At 43.4% G+C, this 20296-nt stretch carries 15 protein-coding genes; all 15 read left to right on the top strand.

Features of this window, described 5'->3' with window-relative positions:
- Positions 1–272 precede the first annotated feature (272 nt).
- Positions 273–1415 carry a tRNA guanosine(34) transglycosylase Tgt gene (tgt, locus tag ACVR1G_RS09520; RefSeq protein ID WP_447452941.1) on the top strand — a complete coding sequence of 381 codons (1143 nt, stop codon included), beginning with the start codon at positions 273–275 and terminating at the stop codon, positions 1413–1415.
- Positions 1416–1472: 57 nt separating this feature from the next.
- Complete coding sequence (locus ACVR1G_RS09515) at positions 1473–1718, top strand: GlsB/YeaQ/YmgE family stress response membrane protein (protein WP_447452940.1); 246 nt, start codon at positions 1473–1475, stop codon at positions 1716–1718.
- 189 nt (positions 1719–1907) lie between these two features.
- On the top strand, positions 1908–2210 hold the full coding sequence (locus ACVR1G_RS09510; protein WP_447452939.1) for a CHY zinc finger protein: 303 nt from the start codon (positions 1908–1910) through the stop codon (positions 2208–2210).
- A gap of 14 nt (positions 2211–2224) precedes the next feature.
- On the top strand, positions 2225–2755 hold the full coding sequence (locus ACVR1G_RS09505) for a biotin transporter BioY (RefSeq protein ID WP_447452938.1): 531 nt from the start codon (positions 2225–2227) through the stop codon (positions 2753–2755).
- Between the two features lie 125 nt (positions 2756–2880).
- Positions 2881–4167: a DUF975 family protein gene (locus ACVR1G_RS09500; protein ID WP_447452937.1), complete on the top strand. Its 1287-nt coding sequence runs from the start codon at positions 2881–2883 to the stop codon at positions 4165–4167.
- Positions 4168–4360: 193 nt separating this feature from the next.
- Positions 4361–8758, top strand: coding sequence for a PolC-type DNA polymerase III (locus tag ACVR1G_RS09495; RefSeq protein ID WP_447452936.1), 4398 nt, complete (start codon positions 4361–4363; stop codon positions 8756–8758).
- A gap of 496 nt (positions 8759–9254) precedes the next feature.
- Positions 9255–9695 carry a MarR family winged helix-turn-helix transcriptional regulator gene (locus tag ACVR1G_RS09490; protein ID WP_447452935.1) on the top strand — a complete coding sequence of 147 codons (441 nt, stop codon included), beginning with the start codon at positions 9255–9257 and terminating at the stop codon, positions 9693–9695.
- Positions 9696–9791: 96 nt separating this feature from the next.
- Entirely contained in the window at positions 9792–10337 is a 546-nt protein-coding gene (locus ACVR1G_RS09485) for an NADPH-dependent FMN reductase (protein WP_447452934.1), read from the top strand.
- 429 nt (positions 10338–10766) lie between these two features.
- Positions 10767–11183 (top strand): MarR family winged helix-turn-helix transcriptional regulator, encoded by a 417-nt coding sequence (locus ACVR1G_RS09480; RefSeq protein ID WP_447452968.1) that lies wholly within the window; start codon positions 10767–10769, stop codon positions 11181–11183.
- A gap of 266 nt (positions 11184–11449) precedes the next feature.
- Positions 11450–11809, top strand: a complete 360-nt coding sequence (locus ACVR1G_RS09475) for a rhodanese-like domain-containing protein (protein WP_447452933.1) — start codon at positions 11450–11452, stop codon at positions 11807–11809.
- Between the two features lie 499 nt (positions 11810–12308).
- Positions 12309–13148, top strand: coding sequence for a TraX family protein (locus ACVR1G_RS09470; protein WP_447452932.1), 840 nt, complete (start codon positions 12309–12311; stop codon positions 13146–13148).
- A gap of 40 nt (positions 13149–13188) precedes the next feature.
- Positions 13189–13857 carry a response regulator transcription factor gene (locus ACVR1G_RS09465; protein WP_447452931.1) on the top strand — a complete coding sequence of 223 codons (669 nt, stop codon included), beginning with the start codon at positions 13189–13191 and terminating at the stop codon, positions 13855–13857.
- Complete coding sequence (locus ACVR1G_RS09460) at positions 13839–15233, top strand: sensor histidine kinase (RefSeq protein ID WP_447452930.1); 1395 nt, start codon at positions 13839–13841, stop codon at positions 15231–15233. The genes ACVR1G_RS09465 and ACVR1G_RS09460 overlap by 19 nt, the downstream gene beginning before the upstream one ends.
- Positions 15234–15336: 103 nt before the next feature.
- Entirely contained in the window at positions 15337–16032 is a 696-nt protein-coding gene (locus ACVR1G_RS09455; protein WP_447452967.1) for a CPBP family intramembrane glutamic endopeptidase, read from the top strand.
- Positions 16033–16550: 518 nt separating this feature from the next.
- The coding region (locus ACVR1G_RS09450; RefSeq protein WP_447452929.1) for an antigen I/II family LPXTG-anchored adhesin at positions 16551–20296 on the top strand (3746 nt) is incomplete at its 3' end.

Below are 20296 nucleotides of genomic sequence, written 5' to 3'. Positions count from 1 at the left end.
TATTAATAACCGGACATGTATAATCACTAATTCACGATAAGATACCTTTACCTGAAATAACTAGACTATCTTTACTAGCAATAATGTACGAGTATATTTCACTTCTTGCAGTACACTAGCTCTCTAATGATGGTGATAGCATAGTTCTTTTTTAAATTATTAATTTCAGCTTCTATGCCCATTACTGCTCCAAGTGACAAGTCTGTCTTATTTTGTTAAAATAGTGAAGCTAATTTGCGCTTAAAAATAAAGGTAAGACAAGGGAGAAGTGAATGACAGATTATCCAATCAAATACCGTTTGATTAAGAAAGAAAAGCACACAGGTGCCCGTCTAGGTGAGATTATCACACCGCATGGCACTTTTCCGACCCCTATGTTCATGCCAGTTGGGACTCAGGCGACGGTCAAGACCCAATCACCAGAGGAACTCAAGGAGATGGGTTCAGGAATTATCCTATCAAACACCTACCACCTCTGGTTGCGTCCAGGTGATGAGTTGATTGCTGAGGCCGGTGGTCTGCACAAATTTATGAACTGGGATCAAGCCATTTTAACCGATAGTGGTGGCTTTCAGGTCTACTCTCTGGCAGATAGCCGAAACATCACAGAAGAAGGTGTAACCTTTAAAAATCACCTCAATGGCGCCAAAATGTTTCTCTCACCTGAGAAAGCTATCGTTATTCAGAATAATCTAGGCTCAGATATCATGATGAGTTTTGACGAGTGTCCGCAATTTTACCAACCCTACGATTATGTTAAAAAATCCATTGAGCGCACCAGTCGCTGGGCTGAGCGTGGTCTCAAAGCTCATCGCCGCCCACAGGATCAAGGCCTCTTTGGCATTGTCCAAGGTGCAGGGTTTGAGGATTTGCGTCGTCAATCGGCTGCTGATCTTGTCAGCATGGATTTTCCAGGCTATTCTATTGGGGGACTTGCTGTTGGTGAGAGTCATGAAGAGATGAATGCTGTCCTCGACTTTACAACTCCTCTCCTGCCAGAAAATAAACCGCGCTATCTCATGGGAGTAGGAGCTCCGGACAGTTTGATTGACGGAGTCATCCGCGGAGTCGATATGTTCGACTGTGTGCTACCGACTCGTATTGCCCGCAATGGCACCTGCATGACCAGTCAAGGACGTTTGGTTGTAAAAAACGCTGCCTTTGCTAAGGACTTTGGACCTTTAGATCCAGATTGTGAGTGTTATACATGCCGAAACTATTCACGCGCCTACCTGCGTCACCTGCTCAAAGCGGACGAAACCTTTGGTATTCGCCTGACCAGCTACCACAATCTCTATTTCCTAGTCAACCTGATGAAGAAAGTCCGTCAAGCTATCATGGACGATAGTCTGCTAGAGTTCCGTCAGGACTTTCTTGAGCGCTATGGTTATGGAAAAAATAATCGAAATTTCTGATATCTGGCTGTTAAAGCACAGAGCCGCTTCTACTTGTTGTTAAATGGAGGATAAAAGATGATAGGGATAGGATCGCTGATTGTCGGAGCCATTATTGGTGCTATAGCCGGCAGTATTACAAACAGAGGCAGCTCCATGGGCTGCTTGGCAAAGATTTTCGCTGGTTTAATTGGTTCTTGGATTGGTCAAAAATTATTTGGCTATTGGGGACCAAGCTTAGCAGGTATGGCCTTGCTGCCATCTGTAGCTGGTGCTGTCATCGTCATTGCGCTTGTTTCGCTCTTTTTCGGGGATGATACCTAAATAGACATCCCTATAGCATGAATCAATTAGAAATGTTGGCAGCAGTACTTCTGACTTCTTATAGCTAATGGGAAGTACTGTGTTATAAGCCAATTTTTGTTTGCTGTTTGTTAACTTATTTTTTATGTTTGGTTGACAAGCGATGCTGGCTATGCTAGACTAAGACCAATGACGGTTAGGAGTAACTCTATGCGAACCATACGCGGCATTGATCTCGATGAGGCAGGTCGGTGTTATCACTATCACAGTGAGACCGATATCGTGGCCTTAAAATGTCAAGCCTGCCAGACTTTTTATGCCTGCTACCAATGCCATGACAGCCTCTGTGATCACCACTTTCAGCCCATGAATAAAAACGAGAAGTGCTTAGTCCAATGTGGTGCTTGTCGGTCATTGTTAGATTGGTCAGAGTACAAGTCTGGCCATTGTCCGCATTGTTGTCATCCCTTCAATCCCAAGTGCTCTTTGCACGATAGTATCTATTTTAAATGAGAATCGGAGAAAAAATGAAAACAAAAGATCTCGTATCTATTGCTATGATGACAGCTCTTTTGGTCGTCCTCAGTTACATACCGGGCATCCCCCTAGGGTTTATCCCTGTTCCTATTGTCTTACAAAATCTCGGTGTTATGCTGGCTGGCAGCTTGTTAGGAGGCAAAAAAGGCAGTCTGTCAGTCTTGCTTTTGTTTCTAGTCGGTCTTGTCATTCCAGTTTTTTCAGGTTTGACAACAACAGTTAAGGTAATGATCGGTCCAACAGCTGGCTATGTCCTTGCTTGGCTTTTTGTTCCTCTCTTGATGGATTGGGGCTTGTCTCGTCTGAAAAGACGTAGGGCTGTGCTGACCTTCGTAGTTATTTGGCTGGCTGGTGTCCTATTTGTTGATGTACTTGGGGGCTTGTATCTGGCCTTTTTTACAGGAGCTCCCCTTTTCACAGCTGTAGTGACGAGCAGCCTGGCTTTCATCCCCGGAGATACAGTGAAAGTTTTTGTTGCAACTATTGCAAATCTGCGTTTTCATAAGATGTCGCATAACTAAAAGTGTACTTTTCAAAGCTCTGTAGCAAGATTTGCTAAGTCCTACTGGCATCGAGGTCCTTTTTTACATTGACAAGCTTTCTTAACCGTAATAGAATAGTAGTATTAAACTAAAAGGAGTTTGTTGTGAAAACGAGAAAAGAGCTAAAAGAACAAGCTAAGATAGCCCTGCGTGGTAACTGGGCTTGGGGAATCGGTGTCATATTAGTACCAATGCTAGTCTTAGTGGCGATCGTCCTAGTCCTGCTGGGGGTTCTAACCCTCGTCTGGAAGCAGGCCTCTGGCTTAGAATTATCAGTTAGTACCAATATTGTTTTGGTCTTTCTTACCATGGCCTTTCTGATTCTAGCTCTCTTCGCCTTTTTTGCGACTGTTGGCATCAGCGCGGGGGCTAGCTATGCTTATTTAGAGTTGATTCGTGGCCGTAAATGGTCTTTTAGACAGGCAGGCACCTATGCCTTTAGGAACCAACGCTTTGACAGCATTTTTGGTCTTGTTCTTATGTCCAACATTTTTAGTCTGCTTTGGTCAGTTCTGTTGATCGTCCCCGGTGTCGTAAAGGCGATTTCTTATTCACAAGGCCTCTTCCTACTCAAAGATGATTTTGATGCTGATAACGGCATCACCACTACTTCAGCGATCACTAAAAGTCGTCTCATGATGGAAGGGCATAAAAAAGACTTTTTTCAGCTTGTACTGAGCTTTTTAGGGTGGTACTTGCTGGTTACTGCCTTTGCTGCGCTGCTAGGAATTGCTGCAAGTCAATCTGTCTTAGAAACGGGATCATCAGCAGGGGTCGCTTTGATCTTGGTTTTGAGCATTATCATCGGTTTGGTTTGTGGTTCTATTTTGGCACCTTACCTAGGAACAACTGTGGCGGCCTTTTACGAAGATTTACGTCAGCAAGAGCAGCCTAAAGAACTGGAAGAGCTTGAAGAAGTATTAGCCCAGAAAAAGGCTGAATTTGAGGAATCTTTGGCAGACTACAATGCCCAGCTTGCCAAGCGTAAGGCTGATAAGCAAAAAACTCACGATGAAAAAATAGCTAAAAAGCTAAAAGCCCAGAAAGAGCGGGAGGAAAAGCGCCGCGAACAAGTAGCGCAAAAGCGTGAGCAGCGCGAAGCTAAGAAATCCCAAAAGGCAAAAGAGACTAAGACCTCTGCTAAAAAATTAAACACCGAATCAGCAGCTAGTAAGTCTAAGGCTGAGGCGGCTAAAACTGAGAAGGCAGATGTAAAATCAGAGGCCTCTGAGCTTAATGGTAAAAAGAGCACTCAAGCGGATAGCCAAACATCTAATACGACAGATAAGTCTGAGAAGGCATTACCTTCTAAATCAAACAAAAGTAATCAGTCTACGACTAAAAAGCCTAAATCAAAGTCCAAGAAGAAAAAGTCTAAAAAACGTAAATAGGGCTTTAAATTTAGCTCTGAAATATCAGGAAACAGTGTTTTGGGTAACTTGCCGTGTCGGCAGAAAAAAGCACCAAAAGGGGTGGAACAAGATCAGTTCCAGCCCCTTTTCTAAGCCTTTTGGCCTGAGGTAATGGGGAGATTTTATAGGCTATTTATGCTATAATATACTGACTATTAAGGAGTAAAATATCATGTCAGACTTGTTCAAAAAATTGATGGAACAGATAGAAATGCCGCTTGAGATGAGACAGTCTCCAGTATTTTTGTCTGCTGACATTAAGGAAGTTAAAGTACATGCTGTTAGCCGTCACTGGGAGTTTCATTTTATCTTTGCTGAAATTCCCCCCATTGAAATTTATCGCGAGTTAGCTGACCGTCTAGTCAGGACCTTCGAACAGGCTGATATCAAGGCTAGTTTTGACATTGAAGCTCAATCTAATGATGTTTCAGACCAACTGCTTCAGGAATATTATAGAGAGAGTTTTAATCTTCCTCTGTGCAATAGCGCGAGTTTTCGCTCTTCATTTTCGGATTTAGCAGTGTCTCGCGAAGGTCGACAAATCATTATTCATGCCCCCAGTTTTCTGGATAATGACCATTTTAAACAGCAGCATCTTCCTAAGCTGGAGAAACAGTTTGCCCAGTTTGGCTTTGGGACTGTCACATTTACGATTAGGACCGACGCTGACAAGACCCAAGAGCTGACTCAGGCCTTTGAGGCTCGAAGTGAGCAATTAATTGAGAAGGCTCAGGAAGAGAATGCTCAGGCTGTGGCCTCCCTAGAAGCTTCTATGCCTGCCCAAGAAGAGGCTGCTCCCACTCCCAAATTTGACTATAAGGAAAGAGCAGCTAAACGTCAAGCTGGTTTTGATAAGGCAGAGATCACACCTATGGTGGAGATCGAAACAGAAGAAAATCGTATTGTTTTTGAAGGGATGGTCTTTGATGTAGAGCGCCGTACAACTAGAACCGGTCGTCACATCATCAGCTTTAAAATGACAGATTATACCTCATCTTTTGCCATGCAGAAGTGGGCTAAAGATGATGCCGATTTGCAAAAGTATGACATGATCGCCAAGGGTGCTTGGCTGCGCGTTCGCGGAAATATTGAAAATAATCAGTGGACCAAAACCTTGACCATGAATGTGCAGGATGTGAAGGAAATTGTCCATAAGGAACGCAAGGATCTTATGCCCGAAGGGCAAAAGCGTGTAGAATTTCACGCCCATACCAATATGTCTACCATGGATGCCCTACCTACGGTTGAACAGTTAATTGACAAAGCAGCTAACTGGGGGCACACAGCTGTTGCTATCACCGACCACGGAAACGTTCAGAGTTTTCCCCATGGTTACCACCGAGCTAAAAAGGCAGGTATCAAGGCTATCTTTGGCTTAGAAGCTAATATCGTTGAGGATCGTGTGCCGATCACTTACAATGAAGTGCCTATGGATTTGCATGAAGCAACCTATGTTGTCTTTGACGTGGAAACCACAGGGCTTTCTGCCGTAAATAACTCTTTGATTCAGATTGCGGCTTCTAAAATGCACAAAGGTAATATCATTGATCAGTTCGATGAATTTATCAACCCAGGCCACCCCCTCAGCCAGTTCACGACTGATCTGACAGGGATTACGGACAACCATCTTAAAGATGCTAAACCGCTCTTGCAGGTTCTGCAAGAATTTCAGGACTTTTGTAAGGATACGGTCTTAGTTGCCCACAATGCTACCTTTGACGTTGGCTTTATGAATGCTAATTATGAACGCCATGGTCTGCCCCACATTACTCAGCCAGTCATAGATACTCTAGAGTTTGCCCGTAACCTCTATCCTGAGTATAAACGCCATGGTCTAGGCCCTTTGACTAAACGTTTTCAAGTGGCCTTAGATCATCACCATATGGCTAATTATGATGCGGAAGCCACAGGGCGCTTGCTCTTCATCTTTATTAAAGAGGCGCGTGACCACCGTAATGTTACTGATTTATCAGAACTCAACACTAAGTTGGTTTCAGAGGACTCTTACAAAAAGGCCAGAGTCAAACATGCTACCATCTATGTACAAAATCAAATCGGTTTAAAAAATATTTTTAAACTGGTTAGTTTATCCAATGTCAAATATTTTGAAGGCGTAGCCAGAATACCAAGAACCATCCTAGATGCTCACCGTGAAGGGCTGCTGCTGGGATCAGCTTGCTCGGAAGGCGAGGTTTTTGATGCAGTAGTAACCAGCGGTGTAGATAAGGCGGTGGAAGTAGCTCGCTACTATGACTTTATTGAAGTGATGCCACCGGCTATCTATGCCCCCCTTTTGGCTAATGATCTGATTCAAGATCAGGCTGGGATTCAACAGGTTATCCGTGATTTGATCGAAGTGGGACGCAGACTGGATAAGCCGATCCTAGCGACGGGTGATGTTCACTACCTAGAGCCGGAAGATGAGCTCTATCGGGAAATCATTGTCCGCAGTTTAGGGCCAGGAGCTATGATTAACCGCCCAATCGGTCGTGGTGAGGATGCTAAGCCAGCTCCTCTGCCAAAGGCCCATTTCAGAACGACAAATGAAATGCTGGATGAATTTGCCTTCCTAGGGGAAGAGCTTGCTTATGAGATTGTAGTCACAAACACACAGACCTTTGCAGAACGCTTTGAAGAAGTAGAGGTGGTCAAAAATGACCTCTATACGCCTTATATCGACAAGGCCGAAGAGACTGTCGCTGAAAAAACTTATGCTAGGGCCTTTGAGCTCTATGGCAATCCTCTGCCAGACATTATCGATCGCCGTATTGAAAAAGAACTGACCTCTATCTTGGGAAATGGCTTTGCCGTGATTTATCTGGCCTCCCAGATGTTGGTTGATCGGTCGAATAAGCGCGGTTATCTAGTTGGTTCACGGGGATCTGTCGGCTCTAGTTTTGTGGCAACGATGATTGGGATTACTGAGGTTAATCCCATGCCTCCCCACTACATATGTCCAGAATGTCAATATTCGGAGTTTATCACGGATGGATCCGTCGGCTCTGGCTTTGATTTACCAAATAAGGACTGTCCCAAGTGCGGCCAGTCCCTGATGAAAGACGGTCAAGATATTCCCTTTGAAACCTTTCTGGGCTTCGATGGCGATAAGGTGCCCGATATCGATCTTAATTTCTCCGGTGATGACCAACCATCTGCCCATTTGGATGTGCGTGATATCTTCGGTGAAGAATATGCCTTCCGTGCCGGAACTGTCGGTACTGTTGCGGAAAAGACAGCTTATGGCTTTGTCAAGGGTTATGAGCGTGACTACAATAAATTCTACCGTGATGCTGAGGTCGATCGCTTAGCTATGGGGTCAGCTGGTGTTAAGCGAACAACGGGTCAGCATCCTGGCGGTATCGTTGTTATTCCGAACTATATGGATGTTTATGATTTCACTCCTGTTCAATATCCGGCTGATGATACGACAGCAGAATGGCAGACCACCCACTTTAATTTCCATGATATTGACGAAAACGTCCTCAAACTCGATATTCTGGGTCATGATGACCCAACCATGATTCGTAAGCTTCAGGATCTCTCGGGAATTGACCCTACAGATATTCCAGCCGACGATCCGGATGTCATGAAGCTCTTTTCGGGAACTGAAGTTCTTGGTGTGACCGAGGAGCAGATCGGAACACCGACGGGGATGCTGGGAATTCCTGAATTTGGTACTAACTTTGTTCGAGGGATGGTTGATGAGACCCACCCGACGACCTTTGCTGAATTGCTCCAACTTTCTGGACTCTCACACGGGACCGATGTCTGGCTGGGCAATGCTCAAGATTTGATAAAAGAAGGCATTGCCACTCTTTCAACAGTTATCGGCTGTCGGGATGATATTATGGTTTATCTCATGCACGCAGGTCTCGATCCCAAGATGGCTTTCACTATCATGGAGCGGGTGCGTAAGGGGCTTTGGCTTAAAATTTCTGAGGAAGAGCGCAATACTTATATTCAAGCCATGCGCGATAACAATGTTCCAGACTGGTACATTGAATCTTGCGGGAAGATCAAGTACATGTTCCCTAAAGCCCATGCAGCTGCCTATGTTATGATGGCCTTGCGCGTAGCTTATTTTAAGGTGCACCATCCTATCTACTATTACTGTGCCTACTTCTCCATTCGAGCTAAAGCCTTTGAGCTCAAAACCATGAGCGCAGGGGTAGAAGCTGTCAAGGCACGTATGGAAGATATTGCTGTTAAACGTAAGAATAATGAAGCGTCCAACGTTGAAATTGATCTGTATACCACTTTGGAAATTGTCAATGAAATGCTGGAGCGCGGCTATCACTTCGGTCAGTTAGACCTCTATAATAGTGAAGCAACCGAATTCAAGATTGAAGGCGACACTCTCATCCCGCCATTTGTGGCTATGGACGGACTTGGTGAAAACGTTGCTAAACAGATTGTTGCTAGCCGTCAAGAAGGAGAATTCCTATCTAAAACCGAGCTGCGCAAACGCGGTGGGGTTTCAACTACTCTAGTTGAAAAAATGGATGAAATGGGTATTCTAGGTGATATGCCTGAAGATAACCAACTGTCGCTTTTTGATGATTTCTTTTAATTGACCTCCTTTTTGCTTCTAAAAATTTCCACGGGTTAAAAAGTAGTTTCTGACACGGCTTTAATCGATCAATTAGCCTTAGGTTTATCTAAGGATTTGATCCTTTATTTGAAAGAAGGATCAGATCCTTTTTATATTTCCAAAATAAGATGTTTAGCTTGCGACTCTTAGTCAGAAATGCTACAATGAAAGAACTTAGAGGTCATTTTAGGAAAGTAAAAAAGCTGAATATAGCAGCTTTAACAAGGAAATTGGTTTCATTTTAAACTATTTTTCAGCTCTTGGTAGAACCCTTAATAACCAAGCGATAGCGACCAAGGCCAGGCGTCAGGTTTGTCTGTAGTTTTGTGGATTTAAGGTGGCTCGTATACAAGGGCGATTACAATTTTTGTTGAGAAGAGGATGTCCTAGTTTCTCCTTTGTTTGTTCAATAAATTAATTGATGCCAAACAGACAGTGCTGGGATTCCGCTTCAACCCATTTGAGGAGATAGTCTATGACAAAATTTAAAAATTCTGCTGTCAAAAGTATGGTTGTCATGAGAAAAGCCTTCCATACTATTGATAGCCGAGTTTCCACAACTTTCCGTGACTTCGATTTGACCCCAGCCCAGTTCAGTGTTCTTGATGTACTTTACAGTAAAGGCTCCATGCGTATTGGAGAACTGGTGAGCAGTATTTTGACGACATCGGGTAATATGACCATTGTCATCAAAAATATGGAAAAGAGCGGTTGGATTCGACGTGAGGCTAGTAAGAGGGACGGCCGTGCCTATATTATTCATCTCACTAAAAAAGGTCGTCGCATTATTGAGCGGGCCTTGCCAGCACATATTGAGGCAGTAGAAGAGACTTTTAGCATATTAACGCAAGAAGAGCAAGAGCAGCTGATTACCCTCTTGAAAAAATTTAAAACTCTTGATCAAAATGATAAGTGAGCAAATTTTTATACAAGATCCTCTGGTTGTGCTATTATTACTACATAGTAATAACCGAAAAATTACTAAACACAATATTTTTAAGGGGAAACCTATATGAAAAACATTTTATTTATTGTCGGATCGTTGCGTCAAGGCTCTTTTAGTCAGCAGCTGGCTCAGCAGGCTGAACAAGCCCTTGCTGGCAAGGCCAAGGTCACCTATCTTGATTGGGCTCAGGTTCCAATCTTTAATCAAGACCTTGAAACACCGGTATTGCCAGCAGTTCAAGCTGTTCGTGACGCTGTTAAGGCAGCTGATGCTATCTGGATTTTCTCACCAGTCTATAACTTTGCGATTCCGGGTTCTGTTAAGAACTTACTGGATTGGCTTTCTCGTGCTGAAGATCTTTCAGATACAACAGGTGCTTCAGTCCTTCAAGATAAGGTTACAACAGTATCTGTTTTGGCAAATGGTGGTAATGAACCAGTAGCAGAGAGCTACCGTAACTTGATGCCATTTATCCGCACACAGTTTGTGGACCAAGTGACTTTCTCAAAAGTTAACGATTCTGCTTGGGCTGATGGTAAATATGTAGCTTCTGAAGAAGTCTTAGCAGATTTGGCTAAGCAAGTCCAAGCTCTTCTTGCAGCTATTGGCTAAATCCTAATCGATATAAAAGAGAGTAAGAGATGATCAATACTTTAAAGAAATCGATTGATCTCTGCTCTTTTTTGTAATATAAGTATAGACATTGGCTTTATAACTTCAGTGAATAAATCCCTACTAGGAGTTATAGGGCCTTTCTTTTTTGATCTTGTTAGTAGCGTTAGTGATAGTTAAAAGAGGAACTCTAAGCTTTTGGTATAATCAATCGCCGTTTTCACCTTAGCATTATAGGGGTAAAAGGCTAAATTACAGCAAACTCAGCTAGAATTAGTTATAAACGAATAAGAATGCTTCAACCTCAGTGCTCTATCAATAAAATTACCCACTGTACTTTTTCTTGACAAATTTCAGTTTCTGCCATATAATCATTTTAACTGATAATCAGTAAAACTGATTATATATAAAGAATGGAGGTGAACTCTTATAAGAGTTGAAGAATCATGGGGATTTACCCTAAGTAAAATTGCTCAGTTTATGGACAGACGCTTTAGCAGCCATTTAAGCCAGCATGGGTTGGATTACAGGGATTCCAGATATTATGGTGTCCTCTTAGCCATATTTAATTCTCCCAATCATACTCAGCTTAAGATTGGTGAGAAACTGAGCATCGACCGAACTAGTATTGGGCAAATTATTGATGTGCTTGAAGAAAAAGAATTGGTGAAGCGAGAGCGAAATCCTAGAGATCGCCGTCAGAACGTGCTCGCCTTGACTGCAAAAGGTGAGAAGCTGGTTTCCGATATGTGGTTGGTTATGAGACAGGCTGAGCATGAAGTGATAGAGGAATTATCAGACAGTCAAAAGGCTATCCTATTGCAAATCGCTGAGCAAATAAGCTGAATCAGCTTCAAACGTGCAAAATTAGTTTTTTTTCTGTTTGAGCAGAAGGGCAGTGTACTCTTAAGCTCTTTTGTCGCTGCAGAAGTTGAAGTGAGGTAGCCAGTAACCACAGCTGTACTCTCGCTTCTTTCTTGCCATTCTTAGTGGTTCCTCTGGATTTTCGAAGGGAGTAAATTGGTAAATTCAACTGCCTGTAAAAAAACTAAAATAGAGAACTGTTAAAACTTGGGTTGAAAAATCCCGACAATATTATAAGGAGAACTATTATGACAAAAATTGAATTACTGGAAACCTACCTTAGCCTTTATATTAACCATTTTGAGGTATTAAAAGCCATGGAAGATGATGACTCACCTTATGTCCTCCTTGACGTCCGCAATGCCCCAGCTCATGTTAAAAAGGAGCAGATAAAAGGATCCAGAGCTCTACCTGCTAAAGATTTAGCCCAAGAATTAGGGAGCTTAGCCAAGGATAAAACCTACGTAGTTTATGACTGGAACAGCGGCACCATATTAGGCAAACAGGCTCTGTTACTTCTCTTATCAGCTGGGCTAGAGGCTTATGAATTGTCAGGCGCCCTTGAGGGTTGGAAGGGGATGAATTTGCCTACTGAAGCTGTCATATAATCTCCTCTATTTAATCTTATTGGACTTTACTTTTAATATGTGTTAGAGCAGCATGGAATGAGAGTTGTTAGGCGCTGGCTCTGTGCCCTGCCCTTTTATTTCCGAGTGATGAGTGTGCGGAGTAATTGGAGCTTATGCTGCCATCTATAGCTCTTCAGAATTTTTCAGCTACCTAGCGCAACCTGTAAATTTGAAGCAACTTATAGCTGTCCCAACCTGACACACAGCGGCAATCAATGGAGTTAGAACTGGGTTATGGCTAGCACTTATTTTTATACTTTTGCCATCGCGATAAATAGTGGACAAATGGTATTGCGACTGCTATTTCAGCCTCTAATTATTCTAGCTAAAGAAGCGTATAAAATTTGGAGGAGAGAGCTATCAGCATAAGAAGCGTATAAAGATGTCAATTGGACCTTTATACGTTTTTTATTTTGCTCTTCCTGATAAAGTCCTTAAATTTATTGTTTATACTAAGAATAGGTAAGGAGGGCTACTTATGACAAAATTCAAGAAGCTGACGGGCTTTCAGCTCAAATACATCGCCTTGGTGCTCATGCTGCTAGACCATATTCATTACTTTTTTGACTATACAGGAAAGATCCCCCTGTGGTTCACTCAGCTTGGGAGACTATCCGCTCCTTTGTTCTTATTTGCAATTATCGAAGGGTTTATTCATACGCATGACCGCAAGAAATACTTCCTCAAGATTTACGGCTTAGCTATTGCCATGGGACTGATTCAGTTTGGCTTTTATAATGTGCTGCAGCCTTTGGTACGGGGAGATGGCTTCTTTCCTAAGAATATGATGCTGTCCTCCTTTGCCATTTTGCTGGTTGCTTTGCAGGGGATTGCTTGGATTGAGGAGAGGAAGTACCTTCGAGGCATTCCGACCCTTCTTTTTCCGATTCTTCTGCCCTTTCTTTTCATGCCTTTCTACCGCATTTTCATGGGGTCTGGTAATCAACTGGGCATGTTTGTTGTTAACCTGCTCAATTTTACGATCCTGCCGCTGCATCTTTCCATTATGGATGGTGGAACGGCAACTTTGATTGTAGGCATTGCCATGTATCTCTGCCGAAAAACGCTCAAAAGGGAAGTTCTCGCCTTTGTCCTTGTATCTCTGATAATTGATCTAGGGCGTGCATTGTTGGCAGGTGCTCCACTGACCCTTCACGGTCTCTTCTTTTCTTATTTTGAATGGTTAGAAATCTTTGCAGCACCGTTCATGCTTATGTATAATGGCCAACGAGGCAAGGGCAGTAAGCATCTCTTTTATATTTTCTATCCGCTGCATATTTACTTGCTCTATGGCTTGTCAGTATTACTTTATGGATGATATGATAAGAATGGTACGGATAACATAAAAAGGAAAAAAGATGACACGTATTTTGGTAATTGATGATGAAGCAGATATTCTGACTTTGGTAAAAAATACCTTAGAGCTGCAAAGCTATTTGGTAGAGACTTTTACCAGTGCTGAACAAGTTGATCGTTCAAAGTTAGTAGATTATGATTTGATTTTACTGGACATTATGATGCCTGATATCGATGGCTTGAGTTTTTGTAAAGAGATCCGCTCTCTGGTGGACAGTCCGATCATTTTTCTGACAGCTAAGTCACAGGAAGCAGACATTGTCACAGGGCTTAGTTGCGGAGCAGATGATTATCTGGTTAAGCCTTTTGGTGTCCAAGAGCTTTTAGCGCGTGTTAATGCCCACTTACGTCGGGAAAGGCGTGAACATCATACCAGTTTAGTCTTAGGAAATATTCGGTTCGATCTGTCTGCCAAAGAAATTTCTATTAGCAATCAAGTACTTGCCCTGACTAAATCAGAGTACGAAATTTGTGAGTATTTGGCCAAACACCGCGGCCAGGTTTTCTCTAAAGAGCAGCTTTATGACTATCTCTATGGATTTGAAGAACGCGGAACACCTGCGGCCATAGCCGAGCATATCAAAAATATTCGTGCAAAATTTCGGATGGCTGGAGCAGAACCCATTGAAACAGTTTGGGGGATTGGTTATAAATGGCAAACAAACAATTAAACCCATCCTTGACCAGTATTTTCGTAGCTTACTTCATGAGTGTTGTTCTGGGAGCCATAGGAATGGGGCTTATAGCTTACATTGGTTTGATAGTGGCTTTTAGAACCGGATTTATCTTGCCAGCTAATCAGACAGAAAATGAGTTGATAAACTTAACACGCTCGATTGAGACAGATTCGCATTTTAAACTATCCAATCTTCCACAAGGGACTAGCTATCTGCTCGTGGATAAAGATGGACAGGAACTACAAACTAATATGAACCCCCAATTAAAGAAGAAGGCATCGTCGTCTCGAGATTCTTACAGTCTTGACCATGGTCGCTATGGGTATTTCAAAACCTTTAGGAGGCCTGACGGCAGCCATCTTATTGTCAATTATAAACTCAGGCAGCGTTACCGTGATCCTTGGTTAGAGCAGCATTTACCCCGTCTGAGCATAGTTATTATTGGTTTATTGAGTCTAGGACTCTTATTCTATTTTATCTTGACCAGCCTTTTCTTTGGCCGTTATGTCAAGCGCCAGTTGTGGCCTATTATAAGGATGACAGAGAAGATCCAAGAGGAGGAGTTAGAATTTTCTTTACCAAAGACTAGAATCAAGGAGTTCGACCAAATTATCCAGAGTTTGGACAGACTGCGTATTAGTTTGAGAGAGTCTCTTCTTGAGTCTTGGCAGACAAAGCAGGACCAGAGCTACCAGATAGCTGCCCTGACTCATGATCTCAAAACTCCCTTGACAGTTATCAAGGGTAACACCGACCTTCTGGAATTGACGGACTTAACTGAGAAACAAGCTGATTTTCTGAGTCATACTAAGAGAAATATCCAAGCCTTGGATGACTATCTTCAAGAGCTAACAGAACTGTCGCAGACGCAGAGCCAGCAGGTCTTTTCTCCTCAGATCCTTACAGTCAGAGACTTTATAGAGTCTCTCAATCGTGATCTTAAAGGTCTGGCTACTGTCAGAGGCCTTACATTTGATTGTCTGGTGCCGCTAGCACTCACGGATCAAGCAAGCTGGGATCCCAAACTGCTCAAACGAGCGCTTATCAATATTGCTGCCAATGCTATAGAGCATAGTCCTTTGGGGACTAACGTTTCCATACATTATCTGAAACAAGACAGTCAATTAATTATCACCTGTACTGATAGTGGACCTGGTTTCAGTCAAGAAGCTCTAAATTCAGCTAAAATGCCTTTCTTTACTGTGAATAGCAGCCGTAGTCGCAGCCAATCTCATCAAGGACTAGGCCTAGCTATTGCGGATAATATTATCCGCCTGCACAAGGGCAGGCTTGAGCTGTCAAATACAAAACAAGGCGGTGGCCGAGCTACCGTTATTCTACCGATTGTAAATGAACTTGGGAACACATAGCAGGCCCCGATTTTGGGATATCGTGAATTATTCTTACTGTTATCATTATCAAAATGAAAAAGAAATGGTACACTATATCTAAATAAAATTATAAGGGGATATGATGAAACTATTTTTTAATATTCTTAAAGTTATTGGTTTACTGGTTCTAGCCATATGCTGCAATATGGTTCCTATCTTGCTTTTACGAAATCAATCCTATTTTTCTCTGCCGCTCAAGTGGGGACTGGGTCTGCTCTGTATCCTTTTTATCATTGCCGTTTTCACATTGCTCTGGCGAAGCTATAAAAAGCATGAACCCGAGACCGTCAAGCTTCAAAAGATGACCTGGGGGGATATCGGGTACAATTTTCTCTTCTTTTTGGCAGCCCGAGCAGTGGCTGTTTTTGGAACCTTGATTCTCGCTTGGATATCTGGTCAGAGTCAGACAGCAAATGACCAAGCGCTTGCCAAGTTGACAGACTTCTTTCAGGGCGGCTTCTTTCTCTATACGGCTTTATATTGTCTGATGATTGGTCTGATGGCACCGCTCATTGAAGAGCTGGCCTTTCGCGGTTTTCCGCAGGTACTTCTCTTTAAACAGCGTAAAATATTAGCTGGTTTGGTAACCTCCTCAATTTTCTCCTTGGGGCATGCTGCGACCATTCCGGAATTTTTTCTCTATGCCCTATTAGGAGCAGTCCTCTATAGCGCTTATCAGCGTCGTGGCAATATCAAGGACTCTATGATGGTCCATGTTTTTAATAACCTGCCAAGTGCTATCTACCTCCTCCTTATTGGCTTCGGACTGCTTCATTAAAGGTCCTGAAGTAGATAGATTCCATAATACAGGAAAAAGCATAAAATTATGTTGTTGCAGCAGTGATTTTATGCTTTTTTGGTGGACTAAGTTATTTGATTTTGACTAGAAATCTTAAATAAAAGGGAGCTCCTCATAGATAGGGGTGGGACAGCCTTATCTAGCTAGCTTTTCCAGTCCAAGATTAAAAATCATTTGCTAGAAAGAGCAGAATCAGAGCAATAATGCAGGCAAGGCCTTCAGTTTTAAAATAGCTTTCTTTGGCTTTGGAGCTAGAGAATGGAGCTGTCCTGGAGATATACCCCATCTTCCCAACCACCTGTGAAGGCCTTAGCCAGGCCTGTAAAATTGTGGTAAAACCTAATATTTATTAAGAGTTAGCGTATAAATTTCGAAAGATTATCAACTGCTAGCAAATAAAAGCCAATTAGCTTGTTTAGTTCCTAATAAAATGGTAATATGACATCGGTGTAACTAAAAAACGGAATATTACAACTCGATTAAAAGGAGTAAATAAGATGAAACACAAGGAAACTTTTGGTTTTCGCAAGAGTAAAATCAGTAAGACCCTTTGTGGTGCCCTGTTGGGAACTGCTATTATTGCGTCTGTAGCAGGTCAAAAGGCGTTCGCTGAAGATACGGAGATCAGTACAACATCCACTGTTGATACAGAAGCAGTAGCTGGAACAGAGACTGGGAATCCCGCAACCAATCTGCCAGAAAAGCAGGCTGCTCCTAGCTCGCAAGCAGAGACTAGTCAAGCCCAAGCAGAGCAAAAAACTGGTTCAATACCTGTCGATGTAGCGGCTACTGAGCTTGATGAGGCTGTAAAATCCGCTGCTGAAGCCGGCGTGTCGGTGTCACAGGATGAAACTGTTGACAAGGGGACTGTGGGAACGTCCCAAGAAGCAGATGAAAAATTAAACGAAATTCAGGCTGACTACAGCAAGCAGGCGGAAGCTATTAAAACCACAACGGGAACCTACAAGGCTGATGTGGCTGCAAATCAAGCAAAGACCGATCGTATTAATCAAGAAAACGCCGCTAAGAAAGCACAATATGAACGAGATTTAGCTGCCCATCAGGCAGAAGTTGAGCGGATTAATGCTGCTAATGCTGCTGCCAAGGCGGACTATGAAGCTAAATTAGCCCAGTATCAAAAAGATTTGGCCCTTGTCCAACAAGCCAACTCAGACAGCCAAGCTGCCTATGCAGCAGCTAAAGAAGCCTACGAAAAGGAACTGGCTCGCGTGCAGAAAGCCAATGCGGATGCCAAAGCGGCTTACGACAAGGCTGTGGCTGAAAATACGGCAAAAAATGCTGAGATTGCGAAAGAAAACGAAGCCATCAAACAGCGCAACGCCGATGCTAAAGCTCAATATGAAGCAGCCCTGAAGCAATATGAAGCCGACTTAGCAGATATCCAACAAAAGAACAAGGATAATGAGGCGGATTATCAAGCTAAACAGGCCGCCTACGAACAAGAGCTCGCTCGCGTGCAGAAAGCTAATGCGGATGCCAAAGCGGCTTACGATAAGGCTGTGGCTGAAAATACGGCAAAAAATGTTGAGATTGCAGCAGAAAATGCAGCCATCAAGCAGCGCAATGCCGAAGCCAAAGCTCAATATGAAGCAGCCCTGAAGCAATATAATACAGATTTAGCAGATATCCAACAAAAGAACAAGGATAATGAGGCAGATTATCAAGCTAAACAGGCCGCCTACGAACAAGAGCTGGCCCGCGTTCAACAGGCCAATGCGGATGCCAAAGCGGCTTACGACAAGGTTGTGGCTGAAAATGCGGCTAAGAATGCCGAGATTGCAGCAGAAAATGCCGCCATCAAACAGCGCAATGTCGATGCTAAAGCTGACTATGAAGCTAAATTAGCCCAATATCAAAAAGACTTAACCCAATACCAAAAAGACTTAGCTGACTACCAAACCAAGTTAAAAGCTTACGAAGATGAGCAGGCCGCTTACAAGGCTGCCTTAGCAGAGCTAGAAAAACACAAAAATGATGATGGATATTTACCATCACCAGAATCGCAACCTTTTGTCTTTGAGAAGGAAAAAGAGGCCTCCCTTGAAATTACATCGGGAGATAAAGTCTATAATGCTGACGAATTCTATGCCGAAGCAGATAAAATGGACTATATTAAGGCAGATACACCATTTAATACAGAAAAGAGACGAGTTGCCTATAGTCACTTTTGGGGTGGAATTCAAGATAGTGCAGATTGGCCGGGCAAGCGAGTATTTTTGTCAAAAGGTAAACCTGTTGTTGCAAAGTACACCAACTTAAAGAATTCAGAGCTGAATGGTATAAAAATTGCTTCTGCAGAATTCATATATACGCTAAAAGATACTAGTCTTAAGGCCGATAAAATACCTGCCATGCTATATGATGATCCTACCGCAACGATCTATTACTTTGAGTTCTTTGGCTCACAGAGTATTGATGTAGAAATTAGGTTTTATGATGAAGATGGAAATAAAATCGATGCGACGGGTGCATTGCTAGATTTCTCTTCACTTAACAGAGGACATGGTTGGGCACAGTATGATGGTGTAAATGCAATTGAGAAGGTTGATTATCACACAGGGACGGCCATTGAAATAAACGGCTCTTCTGTAAAAGACAATGGAGATGGCTTATACGCTGCTACTCCAAACTATACTAAGACCAATCAATCGAGATTTGAAAGCGGTGAATGGGATAGTTCGGATTCCCCATTGAATTGGTATGGAGCCATTGTTGGTAAACAAACGGGTTCCGATATCAAATTTACGATTTCTGCTGAAAACGCCTCGGGAATATGGTTCGCTTTTGATTCTAAGATAAAGGCCAAGGATATTCCTAATAAACCGATGGAATCTGAGCCAACACCGCCAGCAGCTCCAACTCAGCCTTCAGAACCTGTTTACGAGGCCGAAAAGGACTTGGAACCAGCCCCGGTAGAACCCAACTACGAGCCGGAGCCAACACCGCCGACTCGGACACCGGATCAGCCGGAGCCAAATAAGCCGGATGAGCCTAACTATGAAGTAGAACAGCCATCCGAACCAGCTCCGGTAGAACCAAAATATGAGCCGGAGCCAACGCCTCCGACCCGTACGCCGGATCAGCCGGAGCCAAATAAACCGGATGAGCCTAACTATGAAGAGGAACAGCCATCCGAACCAGCCCCGGTAGAACCCAACTACGAGCCGGAGCCAACGCCACCGACTCGGACACCGGATCAACCGGAACCAAACAAGCCGGATGAGCCCAACTATGAGGTAGAGCCGACGCCGCCAGTTGAACCTTTTTATGAGAAGGTTCCTGATCCAGTTAATGTACCAAGAGTTCGCTACCATTACTATAAATTAGAGGTTCAACCGAGTGTAGCCAAAGGTATCACCAATAACATAGGAGTCGATATCGACAAGACCCTGGTCGCTAAACAGTCGGTGGTCAAGTTCCAACTGAGAACGGCTGAACTGCCGGCCAACCGTGAGGAAACCACCTCCTTCGTCTTGGTCGATCCCCTGCCAAGCGGCTATCAGTTCAACCTAGAAGCGACTAAGGTGGCCAGTCCAGACTTTGAGGTCACCTATGATGCAACCACGCATACGGTGACCTTCACGGCCACTGCGGAAACCCTGACCCAGCTCAATCAGGACTACACCAAGGGCATCACTGCCCCCGTCCCAACCATTGTCGGTCAGGTCATGAACGACGGGGCCACCTATGAAAATAACTTTACCCTAACGGTCAACGATGCTTATGGGGTCAAATCCAATATCGTTCGGGTCACTACCCCAGGGAAACCAGGAGACCCAGACAATCCCAATAATAACTACATCAAACCGCACAAGGTCAATAAAAATGAAAATGGCACCGTGATTGACGGCAAGACCGTCCTGGCTGGTTCAACCAATTTCTACGAATTGACGTGGGATCTGGATCAATACAAGGGCGATAAGTCTTCCCCAGATACCATCCAAAAAGGGTTCTTCTACGTAGACGATTATCCAGAAGAAGCTTTGACCTTGCGTCCAGAATTGGTAAAAATTACCGACGCTAAAGGCCAGGCTGTTGAAGGGATTAGTGTCGCTGATTATGCCAGCCTTGAAGCGGCCCCAGAGGACGTTCGAACCATGCTTCAAGCGGCTAAGATCACACCAAAAGGGGCCTTCCAGCTCTTTACAGCGGATGATCCGCAAGCCTTCTATGAGGCCTATGTGGTGACCGGGATTGATCTGACCCTTGTGAGTCCTATGAC

The sequence above is a fragment of the Streptococcus dentasini genome (assembly GCF_053206945.1).
The sequence above is the reverse complement of the archived record's forward strand: the minus strand, read 5'-3'. Positions and strand labels throughout refer to the sequence as shown.